Raw genomic sequence first — 18638 nt, 5'->3', positions numbered from 1 at the left:
CGTTGCCGCTGTGCGCGCACCGCGCCACCGCACCTGGCACATCCGTACTGCCCCGGAGGAGAACAGCATGAGCCGCAGTGACGTCCTGGTGGACGCCGACTGGGTCGAGGCCCACATCGACGACCCCAAGGTGGTCATCGTGGAGGTGGACGAGGACACCTCCGCCTACGACAAGAACCACATCAAGAACGCGGTGAAGATCGACTGGAAGCAGGACCTCCAGGACCCGGTCCGCCGCGACTTCGTCGACCAGGCCGGTTTCGAGGCGCTGCTGTCGGCCAAGGGCATCGCCAACGACGACACGGTCGTGCTCTACGGCGGCAACAACAACTGGTTCGCCTCCTACGCCTACTGGTACTTCAAGCTCTACGGCCACGAGTCGGTCAAGCTGCTCGACGGCGGCCGCAAGAAGTGGGAGCTGGACGCCCGCGAGCTGGTCGAGGAGGTGCCGGTGCGGCCCGCCACCACCTACACCGCGAAGGCCCAGGACACCTCGATCCGCGCCTTCCGCGACGACGTGGTCGCCGCCATCGGCGCGCAGAACCTGGTCGACGTCCGCTCGCCCGACGAGTTCTCCGGCAAGCTGCTCGCCCCCGCGCACCTGCCGCAGGAGCAGTCGCAGCGCCCCGGCCACGTCCCGAGCGCGCGCAACATCCCGTGGTCGAAGAACGCCAACGACGACGGCACCTTCAAGTCCGACGAGGAGCTGACCGCGCTCTACGCCGAGGAGCAGGTGGACCTCGCGAAGGACACCATCGCGTACTGCCGGATCGGTGAGCGCTCCGCGCTGACCTGGTTCGTGCTGCACGAGCTGCTCGGTGTCACCAACGTCAAGAACTACGACGGCTCGTGGACCGAGTACGGCTCCCTGGTCGGCGTGCCGATCGAGCTCGGCGCCAACTGAGCACCAGTTGTTCGGCTGCGGGCCGCGGACCGGCCCGCAGCCGAACACCGACAAGCGCAGCACAACGCGACCCGGAGGACTGAAGGTTATGTGTGGAGCCAAGGCCGGCGGACCGGATCTGGCAGGAGTCGACGTGTCCAAGGAGACGATCATCCAGGGGTCGGTGACCCGCGACGGCGAGCCGGTCAGCGGCTACGTCCGGCTGCTGGACGGCGGCGGCGAGTTCACCGCGGAGGTCCCCACCTCCGCCACCGGCCAGTTCCGGTTCTTCGCGGCGCCCGGCACCTGGACGCTGCGCGCCCTCGTGCCAGGCGCCACCGTGGACCGCACGGTCGTCGTGGCCCAGCAGGGCACCGCGGCCGAGGTGGCCATCGCAGTCTGACGGCGGCCTGACGGCGATCCGGCAGGGCGAGCCGGCGGTGCGGTGGCGGTCCACGTGACCCGCTGACCGCACGGACCGGACCCCGCCCCGGGCCCGCACGAACCGACGCAAGGGCCGTACCCCGCGCAAGGGGGTGCGGTCCTTGCGTCTGCATGCTTCCGCCGGGTGCTCATCGGGCCGTCCGGACGTACCGTTGAAGGGTGAACGCACGTCGCCGACACTGGTACTTCGCCATGATGGGCACTTGCGTAGTGCTCTTCGTCCTGGCGTGGGCCGTGGTGCGCCTGTGGTCGGTGCCCGCGGCGATCGGGATGTGCGTGGTGGCCATGGTGATCCCCCCGTTCGCCGCGATCGTGGCCAACCGGCGCGGCCCCGAGGACCGCTGGTTCGACGAGACGGACAGTGCCGGCAAGGACACGGAGAGCACCCGGCGGACCCCCGCCCCGCCCGGCCGCACCGCGGCCGACCGGCCGCGCACCTCGCCGAAGTCCCGTGCGTCGAGCGGCAGTTGCGGCGACCCGGAGTCCGACGCGTGGTGGGCCGAACTGGACGAGGGCAACCGCAAGAACCGCCACGAATAGTCGCCGGCACCGTCTTGCGGCGCCTTGACCAGCGCACATCGAGTGCTCAGTACACGAGCGCCTGCACGCCGTCCTGCATGATCTCGCTGACGAACACCTGCGAGCCCGCGATCCGTACGCCCTCGATCACGTCGGCCTCGGTGATGCCGCGGCGGGCGGCGCACTGCGTGCACAACGTGACGGTGCCCGCGGCCAGTACGGAGTCCAGCAGCTCCGGCAGCGGTGCGGCGTGCGGGAGTTCGAACTCCGCGGCCCGGCCCGGCAGCGCGAACCACGCCGACTCCCCGGTCAGCCACAGCGAGACGTCCACCCCGCTGGCGACGGCGACAGCGGCCACCGTGAACGCCTGCGAGCAGCGCTCCGGCGCATCGGCCCCGGCGGTCACCTTCACGACCAGTTTATTTTGCATATGCACACACTAGGCGGTGGTATAACTCAGGTCCGCGTGTATGGGACACGCGACGTGAGGTTCATGCCCGGGGGGGCAAAGAAGTGCATATCGATGACGGCCGAGGCCGTCCTGGGGGCCCGGCGGCGGATTCCGCCCCGGAGAGCGCGCCGGATCAGGCGCCGGACGTCCCCGAACCGCCGCACGACGCCCGTGCGGAAGCGACCGGGGCGCAGCCCGCTGCGGACACCGCTGTCGCCGCTGCGGGGCTCACCGCAGAGCCGGCCGCAGGGCCGACTGCCGAGCCGGTCACCGAGTCGGGTTTCGGGCCGGCCGAGCCGATCACGGAGCCCGCAGCCGAGCCCGCGGCACAGGCGCCGCCAGGACCGCCCGCGCGCAAGCCGCGCCGCCGGGGCCGTACGACGCTGCTCATCGCCTGCGCCGCCGTCCTGGGCGTGCTCGCCGGCGGCGGCCTGGGCTACCGCATCCAGTACGACCGCAAGCCGACACCGCTGCCGCCGCTGACCGGCGCCGCGCTGCCCCAGCCCAAGGGCGCCGCCCCGCCCGCACCCGCGCTGCCCGCCTCCGAGGACGGCGGCCTGGTCTTCCACAAGGACCTGACCAAGCTGCTCGTCCCCACGCCCAAGGGCGCCCACGAGACGCAGCGCGGCTGGGAGTCGCTGCTCGACTACTCCGAGGAGTACAACGACCCCGCCTACATCTTCACGGAGATGGCCGGGTGGAACTTCCAGCGCAGCGCGCTGGCGGAGTGGAAGCAGCACGACGAGTACTACACCGTGATCCTCACGCAGTTCCGCGACGAGACCAAGGCCAATGCGCGCTCCGACTTCGCCGCCCAAGTGATGACCAACGACGAGAATCCCGAGGACGGCTCGTCCGTCGACATCCCCGGTGTGGACAACGGCTCGGTGTGGCCCTCGGCCGCGCCGCACCGCGAGGCCGGGTACCTGCCGGAATACCTCGGCCGCGGCGCCGCCGAATACGGCAACTTCGATGTCGAGGTGTATGTGGACGGGCTGCACCCGGTGAAGGCCGCGACGGTGATGACCCTCATCCGCAAGCAACTGGAGCGGCTGTGAGCGACCAGACGCCGATGCCCGACGACGCTCCGGCCGCCGTGAACGCTCCGCAGGAGCCCGCGCCCGAGTCCGCGTCCGAGCCGGCCCCCGAGCAACCCGCACCGTTGCAGCACGCGGTGTTCTCTGCGGAAGCGCCCGCTCCCGAGGCCCCCGCCGCCTTCCCGGCACCCCTGCCGCCGCTGCCGCCCGCCCTGCCACCCGAGCCGACCGCGACCGCGCGGCCCCGGCGGCGGACCGCCCTGGTCACCGCCGGCGTGCTCGTCGCCGTGGCGGCCTGCGGCGGGGTCGGTTACGCGGTGCTGCACGGAGGTGACGGCAAGAACGGCACGCACGTGGCGGCGCCCTGGACCGCCCCGACGCCCACCGCCACCAAGGCGTTCGGTGCCAGGTCCGGCGGCAGCCACTACGGCAGCCTCCGCTTGCTTCTGCTGCCGATACCCGAGGGGTACGGCCCGGGTGAGGACGTCGATGCCTACGGCAACGACGTGGTCCTCGGCGTCAAGCAGGCCACCGACCTGTTCCGCGGCGACCTCAGTGACCTGAGCGCCAAGGAGCGCAAGCAACTGGACAAGTCGATCGACGCCCTGCACATCGAGGGCGCCGGCATGCGCACGTACAGCAAGAACACCAGCGACATGGAGGTCCAGATCCGGCTGGTGCAGATGAAGAACGAGGAGGGGGCGCGGGCGCAGACCGACTTCTTCCGGGACTTCTCCAAGGCGCTCGGCGTCTTCCGTGACGGCCCGAAGATCAAGGGCTACCCGAAGGCGGCGTGCTTCCTGCCGCCGGCCGACAAGAGCGACAAGCTCGACGAGATGACCTGCGAGGCGACCGAGGGCGACCTGATGGTCGAGCTCGAGGTCGAGGGGGTCAAGCCGCTGCAGAAGAACGAGGCGGCCGCGCTGTTCCGCAAGCAGCTGGACCGGGTCAGGGACCCTGGGGAGGCCGTCTGATGTCCGAGCACACCCCCCAGCCGGTCCCGGGCGCCGAGCCAGGGCCGCTCACGCAGACGGTCCCGCCGATGCCGGCCACGGAGCCCGCGCCGGTCGCCGGGACCGTCCCGGCTGTCCCGGCCACGGAGCCCGAGCCGGTTGTGGAGACCGTCCTGCCCGTGCCGGTCACGCAGACCGCGCCCGTAGCGGAGACGGTTCCGCCCCGGCCTGCCGCCGAGCCTGCCCCCGCAGGCGCGGAACCGGTCGCGCTCCTCCCGGTCCCGGAGCAGCCCGGCGACCCGCTCACGTCCCCGTCCGCGCAGCCCCTCGTACCCGACGCCGACGTCCTGGCCGGTCACGGGGACGCGGAGGCGCCCGCCCGGCCGCCGCGGCGGAAGCTGCGGGCCGTCGCGCGCTGGACCGCCGCGCTGCTCGTGTTCGCCGCCTTCGGGGGCGCGGCCGCCTACGGCGTCACGCAGCCCGAGCGGACGCACATTCCGGGGCTCAGGACGCCCGACGACGGCCGCTACACGTATCCGCCGGTCGCGCTGCCCCGGCTGCCCTCCGGCAGCCCGCGCCCGCTGGCGTCCTCGAACACGGCCGGTATCCACTACGCCGACGTGCGCTCGCTGCTGCTGCCGGCGCCCGTGACCGCGACGGCGGATCCGGCCTTCCCCGGGGCCAAGGGCTTCCTGCCGACGAAGGACTTCCTGAAGACGTTCGACCTCGGCTCGCAGTGGTTCGTCGACGACGCGGCGACCATCGCGCGCGACGCCGGGCTGCGGCACATCGCCGCCCGCGCCTGGACGATGCCGGACGGCACCCGCACCGAGGTCTACCTGCTGCAGTTCATCACCGCCGGCTACGCGGAGACGTACCAGGACGACATGCAGGGCATGACGCTCAAGGCCGCGCCCGAGGCGAGCGAGGACGTCGGCCCGCAGCGCACAGGTGTCCCGGTCGGGGTGTCCGTGGACGGCCAGGCCGAGGACAAGCCGTACGGCGCCGCGGCGGTGAAGTTCGCCCGTCTGCGTTCGGGCGACGTGGTCGGCCTGGTGGTGCAGACCCGCAAGGGCGCCCTGGGCGCGGTGCCCGAGGTGCCGTTCGAGCAGACGGTCCGGCTGCAGGCCCAGCTGCTCGGCTGAGGCCGGGCCCGGTCCCGGCAGGGGTCCGGGCGGGGCCGGGGCGGCCGCGACCGCCCCGCCCCCGCCCACTAGACTGGTACAGCCCGCCCGACCAGCCGCTAGGAGCACGTCCGTGGAGATCCAGTACTTTTTCGACGCCCTGCTCATCCTGGTCTGCCTGGGCGTCGCCGCCTTCACCTTCTACGCGGTGAAGAAGCTGTACCAGGGCCAGCGCTGACATGATCGAGATCCCCTCCGACCTGCACCCGGAACTCGTCCCCCTGGCCTTCCTGCTCGGCCGCTGGACCGGCGCGGGCGTGCACGACTTCCCGGGCGCGGAGAAGTGCAACTTCGGCCAGGAAGTCGTCTTCAGCCACGACGGCCGGCCGTTCCTGGAGTACACCTCGCACACCTGGGTGCTGGACGACAAGGGCAACAAGGTCCGCCCGCTGGAGTCCGAGAGCGGCTGGTGGCGGATCGACGCCGAGCGCAAGGTCGACGTGACCACCACCCGCGACGAGGGCGTGGTGGAGATCTGGACCGGCGAATTGGCCGAGGGCAAACCGCAGATCGACCTGGTCACCGACGCCGTCGCCCGTCTCCCGCAGGCCGCCGAGTACAGCGGCGGCAAGCGGCTGTACGGGTACGTCAACGGCGACCTGATGTGGGTCGGCGAGAAGGCCACCCCGGCGGTGCCGTTGCGCGCCTACATGTCGGCCCACCTGAAGAAGGTGGTCGACCCGCGCGAGTGGGCGGCCGATCTGAAGGATCTCCCCGACGACGGGATCGCCTTCTTCAAGTAGGGCGGTCCTACACTTGCGGTGTGGCGAGCACCGACTGGAAGAGCGACCTGCGGCAGCGCGGCTACCGGCTGACCCCGCAGCGGGAGCTTGTCCTGGAGGCGGTCGACGCCCTTGAGCACGCGACGCCGGACGGCATCCTGTGCGAGGTGCGCAAGACCGCCTCGGGCATCAACATCTCCACGGTCTACCGCACCCTGGAACTGCTGGAGGAGCTGGGCCTGGTCAACCACGCCCACCTCGGCCACGGCGCGCCCACCTACCACCTGGCCGACCGCTACAACCACATGCACCTGGTCTGCCGCGACTGCGACGCGGTCACCGAGGCCGACGTGGAGCTGGCGGCGCCGCTGCGGGACACCCTGCGCGAGCGGTTCGGCTTCGAGACCGACATGAAGCACTTCGCGATCTTCGGCCGCTGCAAGGACTGCGCCGGCAAGTCCGGGACGGGGACCGGGGCCGGCGGCCGGGCCGAGGCGTAACCGGGTGACCCGGCGGTCGTACGCTTGACGGCATGACGAAGAGCCCTTTGCTGTCGCTTCCTGGCGCCGTCCCCGCAGAAGGCCCTGACGAGGGGGTCGCCGCCCACTACGGCGACCTCTTCCGCGAGCAGCGCGCCCTCGCCGACGGCACCGGCTTCGTGGACCTGTCCCACCGCGGTGTCGTGGCGGTCTCGGGCGCGGACCGGCTGTCCTGGCTGCACCTGCTGCTCACCCAGGCCGTGGAGCAACTCCCGCCGCACCAGGCCACCGAGGCGCTGATCCTCTCCGCCCACGGCCACATCGAGCACGCGCTCTACCTGGTGGACGACGGCGCCACCACCTGGATGCACGTCGAGCCCGGCACCCAGGAGGCGCTGCTCGCCTATCTGGAGAGCATGAAGTTCTTCTACCGGGTCGAGGTCGAGGACGCCACCGACCGCTACGCGCTGGTGTTCCTGCCGGCCGGCTCCATCACCCGGGTCCCGGAGGACTGGCCGGTGCGCGAGACGGCGTACGGGCGGGACGTGTTCGTGCCGCGCGCCGAGCTGGAGTCCTTCGCCGCGACCGCCGGGCCCGCGATCGGCGTCCTCGCCCACGAGGCGCTGCGCATCGAGGCGCACCGCCCGCGGCTGGGCCTGGAGACCGACCACCGCACCATCCCGCACGAGCTGGGCTGGCTGGACTCCGCGGTGCACCTGCACAAGGGCTGCTACCGGGGCCAGGAGACGGTCGCCCGGGTGCAGAACCTGGGCCGGCCGCCGCGCCGGCTGGTCTTCCTGCACCTGGACGGCAGCGAGGTGCGGCTGCCCGCGCACGGGGCTCCGGTGCGGGTCGCCGAGGAGGGCGCCGAGGGCCGCGCGGTCGGTTTCATCACCTCGTCGGCCCGGCACTGGGAGCTGGGGCCGATCGCGCTCGCCCTGGTCAAGCGCAGCACCCCGGAGCGGGCGACGCTGATCGCGGACGAGAACACGGCCGCCGCCCAGGAGACGGTCGTCGCGCCCTGAGCCCGCTGTCCCGGGTTGCTGGAGGCCGATGAGGTCCTTGGGTGAGGTTCTAGAGGTCGATGACCACCGTGAAGGGGCCGTCGTTCGTCAGCGACACCTTCATGTCGGCGCCGAAGACGCCCGTGGCCACGGTGGCGCCCAGCGCCCGCAGCTGGGCGACGACCTCGTCCACCAGCGGCTCGGCGACCGGGCCGGGCGCGGCCGCGTTCCAGGTGGGGCGGCGCCCCTTGCGGGCGTCACCGTAAAGCGTGAACTGGCTGATCACCAGGAGGGGCGCGTCGATGTCGGAGCAGGAGCGCTCCTCGGGCAGGATGCGCAGCGTCCACAGCTTGCGGGCCAGCGCGGCGGCCTTCTCCTTGGTGTCCTCGTGCGTCACGCCGACCAGGACGCACAGCCCCGGCCCTCCGATGGCGCCGACGGTCTCGCCGTCGACCACGACGCTTGCCTCGCTCACCCGCTGTGCCACCGCTCGCATGGCGTTCATTGTGGCGCCTGGGTCCCGGCCTCCCTCACACGGGTGGGGGCGGGGGCGGTTCGGCCGGTCGGCGGCGTCGCACAACTGTTGCGACGGCCGTTCGGGTGCAGGGCGCCTGCGCGGCGCCCGCGGCAGGTGGCAGCATCGAGCCGGGCGGTGCGCACATACGCCCGGAGGGGACCGAGAGGCATGATCACCACCGGCGCCGGAGAGACTTCCGGCACCGCACAACCGGCGGTGTCCGGCACTGCCGCGACCAAGGCCGCCGCCTTGGCGGCGCCCAGCAGGAAGGGTCAACCCATGCTGAAGGCCGACGCGACGGGCCCGCTACGGCCGCCCGCCCCGCGCAGCCCGCTCGCCGACCCGCCGGTGCCGGACTTCGGCGCCCTGGGCCTGGACGCGCTGCGCGCCCTGCGCCGCGACGCCCAGCGCGAGGAGGCCGACCTGTCGTACCTGCGGCGGATGCTGCACGGCCGGATCGACATCCTGCAGGCGGAGCTGCGCCGCCGGGACGGGGCCGCCGAGCCCTCGCAGGGACCGGCGGTCGTGGACCGGCTCTCGGAGATCCTCACCGACGGCCCGGCCCCGGTACGGTCCTCCGCGCGGCACGTCACGCTCGGCACGCCGCTGACGGAGGGGGTGCGGGGGCTGGCCGAGGAGATGCTCTCCGAGGTCGAGCTCTCCGACCTGGCCGCCCGCACCGACCCCGAACTGCGGGCCGCGATGGCCCGCCTCGCCCGCCACGAGCAGCAGGTCTCCCGCCGCCGCCACGTCCTGCAGCACACGGTGGACGCCTGCTCGGCGGAGATCACCCGCCGCTACCGGGAGGGCGAGGCGCACGTGGAGGACCTGCTCTCCGGTGAGTGACACCGCCGGCTCCCCGGCGCTCGCCGGCCCGGTACTCCCCGGGGCGCCCCCCGGTGCTCCCGGCTCCTGCGGGCGCCCCCCGCTCCTCCCCGCGCGCTACCGGGCGAGCAGCAGGGCCAGGGCCACCAGCCCCAGCGCCGTGCACACCGTGTTCTTCGCCCGGTGCCCGATGCCGATCAGCGCCACGGCGAGCGCGCCCGCCGTCCCGTAGCGGTACTGCACGACCTCTTCGGCGACGTAGGCGCACACATTCAGTGCGAGCACGGCTGCCACCTCCTCCCCCGTACGGCCGGTTCCCGCTGCCGGCCGTGACTCCATGGTCGCGGGCCAAGGGGCCGGCCAACCATGGGAGAAGTGCGCCTGACCTGCACGTTCTTGGTGGTGCACGCAGTGACAGGGGAGGGTCAGGGCAGCAGCAGGGAGCCGACAGCGGACGATCACGCCGGTGCCCGGCACCGCCATGGCGGGCGGTGCCCGGGCCACATCCTGCGCAGGGTGCGGACAACCGGCCGGGGATGCACCCCAGTTGGCTCCTGCAAGCAGCCAAGTGGCAGTCATCTGGCTGAGGTTGGCCGCTGCATGTACCGTCGCGACATGGAGGTCTACACGGAGGCGATCGACGCCGGCCGCACGTACCAGATGGTGGCCAACGTGCTCCGCTCCGGCATACGGGACGGGACCTACCCGCCGGGCAGCGAACTGCCCAAGCAGGAGCTGCTGTGCCGCCGGTTCGCCGTCTCCCGCTCGACCGTGCGGCGCGCGGTCAAGCAGCTGGAGACCGACGGCCTGGTCACCCTCGGCGGCCGCGGCCGCTCGCCGGTGGTCCGCGGCGGCGGCTCGTCCTCGTACACCTCGGGCGAGGCGGGCGTGGTGCTCGCCGCGGCGCTGAAGGACGCCTTCGAGGCCGAGCACGTCACGATCGACGCCTATTCGCTGTCCGGCGAGACCCTCAACCACGCGATCGGCCGCGAGGTCATCCGGATCCGGCAGAAGAAGCAGAACGGCGAGCCGATCCCGGTGTCGGTGACCGTACGCGCGCTGCTCGCCGACTCCGAGGCGCGGCTGCTGGTCGGCGAGCCGGTGGACGACCCCGCCGACACCCGGCCCCGGCAGCGGATCACCGCGTTGCTCCGCCGCCAGGCGCCCTACCTGGCGAACTGCTTCGAGTCGCTGACCGACTCCGGGCCCGAGCCGCGGGTGTCGGTGCAGATCCGCACGCTGGCCGCGACCCCGCTGTTCAAGGTCTACCTGCTCAACCGGGGGGAGCTGCTGCACGGCCACTACTCCTTCCAGCAGCGCTCGGTGCCGATGCGGCCCGGCGAGCCCGAGGTGGCCTTCTACGACGCGCTCGGCACCGAGTCGGTGCTCTTCCGGTTCACCGCGGCGGGCGACGACCCGACGTCAACGGCGTTCGTGCGGCAGACCCAGACGTGGTTCGATCAGCTCTGGCAAACGGTCGCCAAACCCGCAACACTCGACCGGTGACCGATCCCTCGCACTCCGCTGCCGGGCTCCTGGACAACGTCCGCTGCCTGCTCTTCGACTTCGACGGCCCCCTGTGCGGGCTCTTCGCCGGGCACCCGGCGGAGGTCGTGGCCGAGCGCATGGTCGCCTGGCTGGAGGAACGCGGGCTGGACTTCTACGCCGGCGCCGCGCCCACCGACCCGATGGAAGTGCTGCGGGACGCGGGCCACAAGCTCGGCGAACAGGACGTGGCCCGGCTGGAGGAGTTCCTGACCGGCGAGGAGGTCGCCGCCGTCGACGCCGCCGAGCCCACCCCGGACGCCGACCGGGTCGTGCGGGCGCTGGCCGCCGGGGGCGTGCGGCTCGCGGTGGCCTCCAACAACGGCCGCGCCGCCGTCGCCCACTACCTCGACCGCCGGGGCCTGACCGCGTACTTCGGCGACCGCCTGCACGGCCGCGCCGCCGACCCCGCGCTGATGAAGCCGCACCCCGACTCCGTGCGGCGCGCCCTGCGCTCCGCCGGCACCGCCCCGGCCGAAGCCCTCATGGTCGGCGACTCGGCCACCGACTTCCAGGCCGCCGACCAGCTCGGCATCCCCTTCCTCGGCTTCGCCAAGTCCCCCCGCCACGACCTGGCCCTGCGCCACGCGGGCGCCACGCACACCATCTCCGCCTGGCGCCCGCTCCTCACCGCCCTCGCCCCCGCCTGACCTCCGCTCGCGGCCCGGCCGCCCCGTGCGTGGTAGACAGGGGCTTGTGTGGAAGCGGTACCTGCGGGCGCACAAGGCCGAGGGGGACGAGTTCTGGCTGCGGCGGAAGCCGCCCGCGCTCGACCCCTCGTACGGCGACGCGCGGCTGGCCCGGGCCCGGAAGGCCGCTGGGCGGCGGGACTGGGACGGGGTGCTGGCCCAGCTGGCGGCGGCCGGGGACGGCGAGGAGACCGCGTTCCTCGTCCAGGGCGTCGGGCAGGTCGCCGGGGTGGAGCGGTGGATCGGGGAGCACGAGGGGACCCGGGCCCGGCTGGTGGGCGGCGCCCGGCAGATCGCGTGGGCCTGGCAGGCACGGGGGCGGGGCCCAGAAGAGGCGGTGCCGCGGCCGCAGTTGGAACTGTTCCGGCAGCGCCTGGAGACGGCCGAGGCACTGCTGCGGGAGGCGGCGGACAGTGCTCCCGGGCAGTCCGCGCCCTGGTACTTCCTGCTGATGAGCGGGCACGGCCTGGACCTCGGGGCGGACGTCGCGCGTGAGCGGTTCGAGGCCGTACGGGCCCGGGACCCCCAGCACCACGCCGCCCACCGCGAGCGGCTGCTGCAGCTGCCCCTCGCGCAGATGCCCGCCTTCGCCCGGGAGGCCACCGCGTCGGCGCCCGAGGGCAGCCCGCGCGGGGAGCTGGTGGCCAGGGCCTACCTGGAGCAGTGGCGCGAGCGCGGGGCCGACCCCGACTCCGCTTTCCTGGCCGAGCCGAGCGTCGCGCAGGAGCTGTACGAGGCCGCGGGCCGCTCGGTGCTGCATCCGGCGTTCGCCCGCCGGCTGGACTGGCCGGTGCCGTTCAACACCTTCGCCCTGGCCTTCGCGCTCGCCGGCGAGCGCCAGGCCGCCCGTCACCTCTTCCGCCAACTGGGCACCCGGGCCACGGAGTTCCCCTGGCGCTACCTCGACGACCGCTCCCCGATGGTCCCCTACCTCGCCTGGCGCACCCGCCTCCGCCACTGACCGGCCGCGTTGAGTTCGCCGGGGCAGGGGTGGGGGCGGCGCCTTGGTCAGGGCGCCGCCCCCTGGGTGGGTCAGCCGGGGGTGTCAGGCGGATGGGCCGTAGGCCGACAGTTCGCTGACGGCCATCTGGCCGCCGGTCTGGCCGCCCTGGTCGGGGCGGTCCACGATCAGGCGCAGGTAGCGGGCCTTGACCGGGTGGTCGAGCTGGATTCCGGTGAGGCCGCCCGCGCTTCCGCCGTGCCGGGCCACGGTGTACCAGCTGGAGCCGTCCGCCGAGACGTCCACGTGGAACTGCGTGGCGAACTTGTCGTCCGGCTGGAGCAGCGTCACCAGGTCGATCGAGCGCTGCGCGCCGAGGTCCACCTGCGAGATCCACCGGTACTGGCCGGTGGCCTGCGCCCAGGTCGAGGCGTCGCCGTCGGTGGCGTACGAGGGCAGCGAGTTCGGCTGCATGTCGGCCTGCGTGCGGTCGATGAACAGCGCCTGCGCCGGCTTGCCCAGCGCGAGGTTGCTCAGCCCGGGCGCGTAGGCACCGATCTCGCTGATCGCCATCTGGTCGCCGCGCTGGCCCCAGTCGTCCGGCTTGTCGGCGACGACCCGCAGGTAGCGGGCGGTGACCGGCGAGCCGAAGAGGACCGGCACGGTGCCCCAGCCGCTGTCGTGCACGGTGCCGACCGTCGTCCAGGCCGAGCCGTCCGTGGAGGCGTCGACGTGGAAGTCGGTGGCGTAGTGCGGCTGCGGCATGCCGACCGTCACCGAGCCGAGGACCTGCGGCTGCTGCAGGTCGACCACCAGCTGCCAGCGGAACTGGCCGCTGGCCTGCACCCAGGTGGAGGGGTCGCCGTCGGTGGCGCTGGCGACCTGGTTGCCCGGCTGGAGCTGGGCCGGGCTGCCGTCGAGGAACTGCGCCTGCGCGGGCTTGCCCGTGGCGAGGTTCACCGGCGCGCTGCCGGCGGGGGCGTCGGCCAGGTGCGCGTAGGGCGCCTCCAGCCCGGCGGCGGCGAGCAGCGAGGCGGGCACTCCGCTGCCGTCCGAGCCCACCTTGATGTTGTCGCCGGTGAAGTCGTCGGGCGCGCCGCACGGCCAGTCCGGCGTGGTGTTCTCCACGTAGTTGCCGGTGAAGACGAAGTCGCCGTACGGGGTGCCGTCGCTCTCCCGGCAACCGCCCATCGAGAACTCGTCGTTGCCGTACATCGCGTTGCCGGTCATGGTGATGTACTGGCTGCCGCCGTCGGTGTAGATGGCGTGCCCGCCGCCGACACCGTCGTGCACCACGTTGCCGCTGATCAGCAGGCCGTCGGCGAGCGAGTCGCCCTCCTGCCCGAGGACGTAGATGCCGCCGCCGTCATTGCGCTGCTGCATGGCGTCGAAGACCAGGTTGTCCAGGATCTTGTTGCCGGCGGTCTTCGTCGGGGTGCGGCCCCAGCCCCAGTTGGAGCTGATGCCGCTGTAGGGCACGTCGTTGACCTGGTTGTGCTCGATCACGTCGTCGCGGGCGTAGCCCTGGAAGATGCCGACGCCGCCGGTGTACTCCACCGCGACGTTGTGCACCCAGTTGTCGGCGACCGTGTTGTCGTGCGGCAGCAGCGAGACGTCGTCGGGGTTCGCGTCGGTGCCGTTGCCGATCTCCAGGCCGTTGCCGGAGATGTCGGTGAAGACGTTGCCGCGCAGCGTCGATCCGGCGACATTGCGGCCGAGTTGCAGGCCCGCCGCGCCCAGGTGCTGGAAGGTGCTGCCGGTGATGGACAGGCCCTGGGTGTGGTCGAAGACGACATTGCCGGGCGTCATCGTCCAGTTGCCGTACGGGCAGGTGCCCGGGTCGGTCGTCGAGAAGCGGTCGCAGGAACCCTGCTTCTGCCACGCGTCGTCGCCGGTCAGGCGCATGTTGGCCTGGACCTCGGAGAAGCCGTCGGCGGTGTCGGAGCCGGTCCAGTTGCCGTAGGCGAAGGTGATGCCGCTCAGGGAGAGGCCGGTCAGCGGGTGCGCCTCGGTGCCGGTGCCTGACACCAGGGTCTGCAGGCGCGGGAGTTCGACGTCGGCGGTGCGCAGGTCCTGGCCCTCGCGGGGCTTGTAGTAGAGGGTGTGCGAGGATTTGTCCAGATACCACTCGCCGGGGTCGTTCAGCAGCTCGCGGGCGTTCTCCACGAAGCTGGGCAGGTCGGCGTTGACGCCGTACTGCTTCTTCGTGGAGTTGTCGAAGCAGGGCTGGTCCATCACCACGGAGGTGCCCGAGACGGAGGCGACCCCGCATCGCATCTGCGTCCAGCCGACGTTGTAGACGAACTCCACGTCGCTGATGTTCTTCCAGCTGTCGAGCGTGGTGTCCGAGGTGGTGTAGCCGGTGGCGGTGCGGGTGAAGCCGGTGGGGTCCGAGCCGCGGGCGCGCTGGGCGCGCACGCCGTCCACGTAGAGCTGCCGGGCGTCCGCGGTCGCGGGCACCTTCGCCGACCACACGCCGTCGGCGCCCTGCTTCCAGCCGGACACCTGCTGCCCGCCGCTGAGCACGGGCTGCGCGCCGGGCGCCGCCTCGTAGGTGACGGTGTGCCCGTCGCTGCCGCCGTCGCCCTTGGCGGCGTCGAAGGCGAGGGTCTGGTCCAGGCGGTACGTGCCGCCGGCCAGCACCACGTCGATGTCGGTACCGGCGGTGCGGCTCACCGCTCGTACCTTCGCCTGCGCGGCGGTCAGCGTGCAGGGATTGGCCTGAAGGCAGGCGGCGCCGTTCCCGTCGGGGGCGGCGTAGATCCTCAACGCCGCCGCGTGCGGGCTGCCTTCGGGGGCCGGGGCGGCCACCGCGGCCGTGCTCGCCAGCGCGGCCACGACGGCGGTGGTCGTGCCGATGCCGAGCGCTCGCGCGAGGCGGCGGGGGCGCGCCGAGCGGCGGTTTTCGGCCGTACGGGGGGTGTCGTCGGGTGTATGTGCACGCGAGCGCGCAACAGGGGGTCTTGCCTTGGTCGCCACGGGCGGTCCCTTCGCCGGGTGAGACGCGTTTGACGAGCGATGAGTATGGATGGGGCAGGGGATGAATACAACTCATCGGACGGCAAAGATCGGGTCTTACGGGGGGTTCGGGGCTGGGTCTTGCGGTTCTTGATGTGCTTGCGGGGGTGTGTGGTGCCAATAGATCGGATTCTTTGGGTGCGGGGGGAGGGGAAGATGCGGGTTCTTTGGCGCGGCTCGGTATACGGCGACCGGTTCTCGCCGTTCGTGGTTGCGGTGCCTTTCCGGCCGCAGGCCGGTGGCCGGTTTCTCGCGCCGTTCCTCCCCCAGCGCTTGGCTCGCGGGCACCCCCAGCGCCCCTTGGGGGGCGACCCGTCTGTCCCGTTCCGCCATGGCCGGCCGCGGGCCCATGGGCGTGGGTGCGACCGGGGGTAAGGGGTGGGAATCGGTCTTTGTGCTGGTGGGGTTGGGCCTTTTCGGGGCGGTGCCTACTTGACACGCCGTCAACCCTGAAAAGAATCTGTGCGCAGCGCGCAAGCGCTGATCGTAGGGCGCCCTCAACTCCCTGTAACCGCAGAGCAAGGAGCACCGATGCGCGGGCCAGACGCGTACCCGACGGTCTCAGGGATCGCGGCCGCCGCGCGCGTACTGGCCCTGCGGCACCCGGACCTGTGCCGGATGCGGCTGGCGGGGGAGTCGCGGGCCGGGCGGCCGCTGTGGCTGCTGTCGGTCGGCCACGGCCGCCGGCACGTGCTGGTGGTGGCCGGGCCGCACCCGGACGAGCAGGCCGGCGGCGCCACCGCGCTGTGGCTCGCCGAGCAGGCCGTGCACGACCGCGAACAGCTCAAGGACGCCGACCTCACCTGGGACTTCCTGCTCTGCCTCGACCCGGACGGCGCGGTGCTCAACGAGAGCGGACCCGCGGGCCCGCGCCCCCCTGCCGTGCACTACCGCCACACCTACCGCCCGGCGCCCGCCGAACAGCCCGAGTGGGCCTCCTCCTTCCGCGAGCCGCTCGACCAACTCCCCGAAACTCTCGCCCTGTTCGCGCTCATCGACGAGCTGCGTCCGGTGCTCCAGTGCTCGCTGCACGGCACGGATGTCGGCGGCGCCTGGGTGCAGCTGACCTCCGATGTGCCGGGCCTGGCCGAGCCGTTCGGGAAGTTCGCCGCCGAACTCGACATCCCCGTGCAGTCCGGCACGTACGACGCGCTGTTCTGGCAGGAGGCCGGGCCCGGCGTCTTCGTCCGGCCGCCCGCCGGGGTGCCGGACCGGCTGCCCAGCGAGCGGGAGGACGTGGAGGGCTCGACGTGGATGCGCCCGCACCGCTACCGCGGCCGCACCCTGGTGGTCGAGGTGCCGATGTGGGCCACCCGCCGGGTCGCCTACGCCGAGCCGCACCCCGACCCCGGGCACGCGCTGACCGTGCTGGCGGTGCGGCTGCGCAAGGAGGGCGCCACCGCCGCGGAGTTCCTGGAGCGGGCGCTGCCGCTGCTGGAGGGCGCCGGCCTGCTCGCCGCCGACAGCCCCGCGGCCCCGCTGCTGCGCGGGGTCCGGCACGCCGTGGCCGTCTTCCCCTCGCTCGCCGACGACTTCGAGGGCCTTGCCGACGCCTCCCCGGTGGCGCTGACCATGGCGCACGTGGCCGCGCTCGACATCGCCGCCCGGCGCATCCCGCTGCGCGCCGACGGCATGCTGCTGCGGCTGCTGGACACCGCCCGGCTCGACGACGCGCCGCTGAGCGCTCCGGCCCGGCTGCGCTCCCGGCTGGAGCGCCGACTGGACGCGGGCGCACGGGAGTTGATGGCCGCGATGGATGCGCGCTGGGTACCGATAGCGGACCAGGCCGAGTTGCAGGCCCGTACCCTGCTCGCCGCCGTGGATCTGCTCAACTGACCGTGGCTTCCGATGAGTTGACCGTATCGCCGGCGCGGGGGCGGCCGATGGGCGCCGTCCGCCCGCTTCGGCTCGGCCGGTTGCCCGCTTCCGTGCGCGGCGGCAGAGCCGAAGGGCCTCTTGACAGTGCCTGCGCGCCCGCGCAGCCTTGGCAAGGCACCGGGCCAAAACGGGGGTAAACCACCAACTACCGCGCGTCGCCGCCGTCCTGGACTGGAAGGAGATCCCGTGCCGCACACGGCCGATCCCCACCAGCCGGACGAGCCGAGCACCGCGGGCGACAGCAACTCCGACGGGACGTGACATCGGCGATGGCCGACGCTTATCCGAGCGTCGCGGGGGTCGCGGCTGCGGCCTCCGCGTTCGCGGGCTACCACCCGGGCCTGTGCGACCTGCGGGTGATCGGCAGGACACGGGAGAACCGGCCGATGCACCTGCTGACCGCGGGCCGCGGACGGCGCAACGTCCTGGTCGTGGCCGGGCCGCACTCCGACGAGCGGGTCGGCCCCGCCACCGCCCTGCGGCTGGCCGAACTCGTCGCCCAGGACCCGCGGTTGCACGCCGGCGCCGACACCACCTGGCACTTCCTGCTCTGCCTGGACCCCGACGGCAGCGTGCGCAACGAGACCGGCCCGGCGGTCCGCCGCACCCCCGCCGCGCACTTCCGGCACGCCTACCGCCCGCCGGCCGACGAACAGCCCGAGTGGGCCCCCTCGGTGCGCCCCGCCGACGACCAACTGCCCGAGTCCCGCGTGCTGGTGGACCTCATCGACGAGCTGCAGCCCTTCCTGCAGTGCTCGTTGCACGGCAACGACGTCGGCGGCTCGTGGATCCAGCTCACCCGCGACCTGCCGGGCCTCTCCGAGCCGCTGGGCAAGCTGTCCGCCGAGCACGACGTGCCTGTGCAGACGGGGACGTACGACGCGCTGTTCTGGACCGGCTCAGGGCCCGGGGTCTTCGTGCTGCCCGAGCCCGGCGAGCACGACCGCTTCGACAGCCTGCCCGAGGACGTCCACCGCTCCACCTGGGTGCGGCCGCACCGCTACGGCGGGATGACCGCGCTCTTCGAGGTGCCCATGTGGGCCGGGCGCAAGGTCGCCGACCCGGGCCTGCACCCGGCGCCCGAGCCCGCGCTCGCCGCTCTCGCCCGGCTGCTGCGGCGGCAGAGCGAGCGCACCCGGGTGCTGCTCGCCGAGGTCCGCGCGGTGCTGCCGGCCGGGACGCCCGGCCGGGCGCACCTGCTGCGGGTCGTCGACACGCTCGCCGGGGTGTGCCTGCGGGTCGCCGACGACTGGGAGCGGCTGTACCCCTCGCCCGTACCGCTCACCCAGGCGCACCTGGCCGCCCTCGACATCGCCGCCCGGCGCATCCCGCTGCGGGCGCTGGGCATGCTGCTGCGGCTGCTGGAGGGCCGCAGCGGGATCGCCCAGGACCAGGTGCGGGCGGTGTGCGAACGCCAACTCGCCCGCTGGGCGGACGAGTTGGAGGAGGGGCACCAGCCGGTGTGGGTGCCGGTGTCCGCGCAGGCCGAACTGCAGGCGCAGGCGGTGCTGGCGACCTTCCGGCACCTGACCGAGGCGTGAAGGCGAGCG

The 18638-nt window shown here is 73.0% G+C and carries 19 protein-coding genes; 15 read left to right on the top strand and 4 right to left on the bottom strand.

What is annotated here, in order from left to right:
• Positions 1 to 67 precede the first annotated feature (67 nt).
• From BLR33_RS31005 to BLR33_RS30995, 3 genes are all read left to right on the top strand, one after another.
• Complete coding sequence (locus tag BLR33_RS31005; protein ID WP_093787982.1) at positions 68 to 904, top strand: sulfurtransferase; 837 nt, start codon at positions 68 to 70, stop codon at positions 902 to 904.
• 88 nt (positions 905 to 992) lie between these two features.
• Positions 993 to 1286, top strand: a complete 294-nt coding sequence (locus tag BLR33_RS31000) for a DUF1416 domain-containing protein (protein WP_093787981.1) — start codon at positions 993 to 995, stop codon at positions 1284 to 1286.
• A 200-nt stretch (positions 1287 to 1486) separates the two neighbouring features.
• Positions 1487 to 1867, top strand: coding sequence for a DUF3099 domain-containing protein (locus BLR33_RS30995; RefSeq protein WP_093787980.1), 381 nt, complete (start codon positions 1487 to 1489; stop codon positions 1865 to 1867).
• Between the two features lie 46 nt (positions 1868 to 1913).
• On the opposite strand, the gene BLR33_RS30990 is transcribed toward BLR33_RS30995, so the two are convergent.
• Entirely contained in the window at positions 1914 to 2276 is a 363-nt protein-coding gene (locus BLR33_RS30990; protein ID WP_093787979.1) for a DsrE family protein, read from the bottom strand.
• An 83-nt stretch (positions 2277 to 2359) separates the two neighbouring features.
• Between BLR33_RS30990 and BLR33_RS30985 the strand changes: the two genes are divergently transcribed.
• The 6 genes from BLR33_RS30985 to ygfZ all read left to right on the top strand — a co-directional run bounded on the left by BLR33_RS30985 (position 2360) and on the right by ygfZ (position 7697).
• Entirely contained in the window at positions 2360 to 3355 is a 996-nt protein-coding gene (locus BLR33_RS30985) for a hypothetical protein (RefSeq protein ID WP_093787978.1), read from the top strand.
• A complete protein-coding gene (locus tag BLR33_RS30980) occupies positions 3352 to 4308 on the top strand; it encodes a hypothetical protein (protein WP_093787977.1) in 957 nt (318 codons plus the stop codon). Before BLR33_RS30985 ends, BLR33_RS30980 begins: the two co-directional genes overlap by 4 nt.
• Positions 4308 to 5432, top strand: coding sequence for a hypothetical protein (locus BLR33_RS30975; RefSeq protein WP_176930665.1), 1125 nt, complete (start codon positions 4308 to 4310; stop codon positions 5430 to 5432). The genes BLR33_RS30980 and BLR33_RS30975 overlap by 1 nt, the downstream gene beginning before the upstream one ends.
• Positions 5433 to 5650: 218 nt before the next feature.
• Positions 5651 to 6214 carry an FABP family protein gene (locus BLR33_RS30965; protein ID WP_093787976.1) on the top strand — a complete coding sequence of 188 codons (564 nt, stop codon included), beginning with the start codon at positions 5651 to 5653 and terminating at the stop codon, positions 6212 to 6214.
• A gap of 20 nt (positions 6215 to 6234) precedes the next feature.
• Positions 6235 to 6693, top strand: coding sequence for a Fur family transcriptional regulator (locus BLR33_RS30960; RefSeq protein WP_093787975.1), 459 nt, complete (start codon positions 6235 to 6237; stop codon positions 6691 to 6693).
• A gap of 32 nt (positions 6694 to 6725) precedes the next feature.
• Positions 6726 to 7697, top strand: a complete 972-nt coding sequence (ygfZ, locus tag BLR33_RS30955) for a CAF17-like 4Fe-4S cluster assembly/insertion protein YgfZ (protein ID WP_093787974.1) — start codon at positions 6726 to 6728, stop codon at positions 7695 to 7697.
• A 49-nt stretch (positions 7698 to 7746) separates the two neighbouring features.
• Here ygfZ and dtd read toward each other — a convergent pair whose 3' ends face one another.
• On the bottom strand, positions 7747 to 8172 hold the full coding sequence (gene dtd / locus BLR33_RS30950) for a D-aminoacyl-tRNA deacylase (RefSeq protein ID WP_093788016.1): 426 nt from the start codon (positions 8170 to 8172) through the stop codon (positions 7747 to 7749).
• Positions 8173 to 8472: 300 nt separating this feature from the next.
• Here dtd and BLR33_RS30945 point away from each other — a divergent pair, with 300 nt between their 5' ends.
• The gene (locus BLR33_RS30945) at positions 8473 to 9039 is read left to right on the top strand and encodes an RsiG family protein (RefSeq protein ID WP_093788015.1); all 567 of its coding nucleotides are present in this window, start codon (positions 8473 to 8475) and stop codon (positions 9037 to 9039) included.
• Between the two features lie 96 nt (positions 9040 to 9135).
• Here BLR33_RS30945 and BLR33_RS35445 read toward each other — a convergent pair whose 3' ends face one another.
• Positions 9136 to 9303 (bottom strand): hypothetical protein, encoded by a 168-nt coding sequence (locus tag BLR33_RS35445; protein ID WP_176930663.1) that lies wholly within the window; start codon positions 9301 to 9303, stop codon positions 9136 to 9138.
• A gap of 330 nt (positions 9304 to 9633) precedes the next feature.
• Between BLR33_RS35445 and BLR33_RS30940 the strand changes: the two genes are divergently transcribed.
• From BLR33_RS30940 to BLR33_RS30930, 3 genes are read left to right on the top strand one after another with little or no spacing between them, the layout of a single operon-like run.
• Positions 9634 to 10524 carry a winged helix-turn-helix domain-containing protein gene (locus tag BLR33_RS30940; protein WP_176930661.1) on the top strand — a complete coding sequence of 297 codons (891 nt, stop codon included), beginning with the start codon at positions 9634 to 9636 and terminating at the stop codon, positions 10522 to 10524.
• Positions 10521 to 11213 (top strand): HAD family hydrolase, encoded by a 693-nt coding sequence (locus BLR33_RS30935; RefSeq protein ID WP_093787972.1) that lies wholly within the window; start codon positions 10521 to 10523, stop codon positions 11211 to 11213. Before BLR33_RS30940 ends, BLR33_RS30935 begins: the two co-directional genes overlap by 4 nt.
• Positions 11214 to 11259: 46 nt before the next feature.
• The gene (locus BLR33_RS30930; protein WP_093787971.1) at positions 11260 to 12213 is read left to right on the top strand and encodes a hypothetical protein; all 954 of its coding nucleotides are present in this window, start codon (positions 11260 to 11262) and stop codon (positions 12211 to 12213) included.
• 84 nt (positions 12214 to 12297) lie between these two features.
• Here BLR33_RS30930 and BLR33_RS30925 read toward each other — a convergent pair whose 3' ends face one another.
• A complete protein-coding gene (locus tag BLR33_RS30925) occupies positions 12298 to 15030 on the bottom strand; it encodes a discoidin domain-containing protein (protein WP_093787970.1) in 2733 nt (910 codons plus the stop codon).
• Positions 15031 to 15741: 711 nt separating this feature from the next.
• On the opposite strand from BLR33_RS30925, the gene BLR33_RS30920 reads away from it, so the two are divergent.
• Both BLR33_RS30920 and BLR33_RS36825 read left to right on the top strand, forming a co-directional pair.
• A complete protein-coding gene (locus tag BLR33_RS30920; protein ID WP_093787969.1) occupies positions 15742 to 17046 on the top strand; it encodes a M14 family zinc carboxypeptidase in 1305 nt (434 codons plus the stop codon).
• Between the two features lie 311 nt (positions 17047 to 17357).
• On the top strand, positions 17358 to 18629 hold the full coding sequence (locus BLR33_RS36825; protein WP_093787968.1) for a M14 family zinc carboxypeptidase: 1272 nt from the start codon (positions 17358 to 17360) through the stop codon (positions 18627 to 18629).
• The last annotated feature ends 9 nt before the right edge of the window (positions 18630 to 18638 follow it).

It is taken from the genome of Actinacidiphila guanduensis, assembly GCF_900103985.1.
Taxonomy (GTDB): Bacteria; Actinomycetota; Actinomycetes; order Streptomycetales; family Streptomycetaceae; genus Actinacidiphila; species Actinacidiphila guanduensis.
This window is presented reverse-complemented; position numbering and strand designations above follow the sequence as displayed.

Excerpts from the sequence above, each read along its gene's own strand:
- BLR33_RS30940 (WP_176930661.1), top strand. The coding sequence starts at position 9,634 with ATGGAGGTCTACACGGAGGCGATCGACGCCGGCCGCACGTACCAGATG.
- BLR33_RS30920 (WP_093787969.1), top strand. The coding sequence starts at position 15,742 with ATGCGCGGGCCAGACGCGTACCCGACGGTCTCAGGGATCGCGGCCGCC.
- BLR33_RS30965 (WP_093787976.1), top strand. The coding sequence starts at position 5,651 with ATGATCGAGATCCCCTCCGACCTGCACCCGGAACTCGTCCCCCTGGCC.
- BLR33_RS30990 (WP_093787979.1), bottom strand. The coding sequence starts at position 2,276 with ATGCAAAATAAACTGGTCGTGAAGGTGACCGCCGGGGCCGATGCGCCG.
- BLR33_RS36825 (WP_093787968.1), top strand. The coding sequence starts at position 17,358 with ATGGCCGACGCTTATCCGAGCGTCGCGGGGGTCGCGGCTGCGGCCTCC.
- BLR33_RS30945 (WP_093788015.1), top strand. The coding sequence starts at position 8,473 with ATGCTGAAGGCCGACGCGACGGGCCCGCTACGGCCGCCCGCCCCGCGC.
- dtd (WP_093788016.1), bottom strand. The coding sequence starts at position 8,172 with ATGCGAGCGGTGGCACAGCGGGTGAGCGAGGCAAGCGTCGTGGTCGAC.
- BLR33_RS31000 (WP_093787981.1), top strand. The coding sequence starts at position 993 with ATGTGTGGAGCCAAGGCCGGCGGACCGGATCTGGCAGGAGTCGACGTG.
- ygfZ (WP_093787974.1), top strand. The coding sequence starts at position 6,726 with ATGACGAAGAGCCCTTTGCTGTCGCTTCCTGGCGCCGTCCCCGCAGAA.
- BLR33_RS31005 (WP_093787982.1), top strand. The coding sequence starts at position 68 with ATGAGCCGCAGTGACGTCCTGGTGGACGCCGACTGGGTCGAGGCCCAC.
- BLR33_RS30975 (WP_176930665.1), top strand. The coding sequence starts at position 4,308 with ATGTCCGAGCACACCCCCCAGCCGGTCCCGGGCGCCGAGCCAGGGCCG.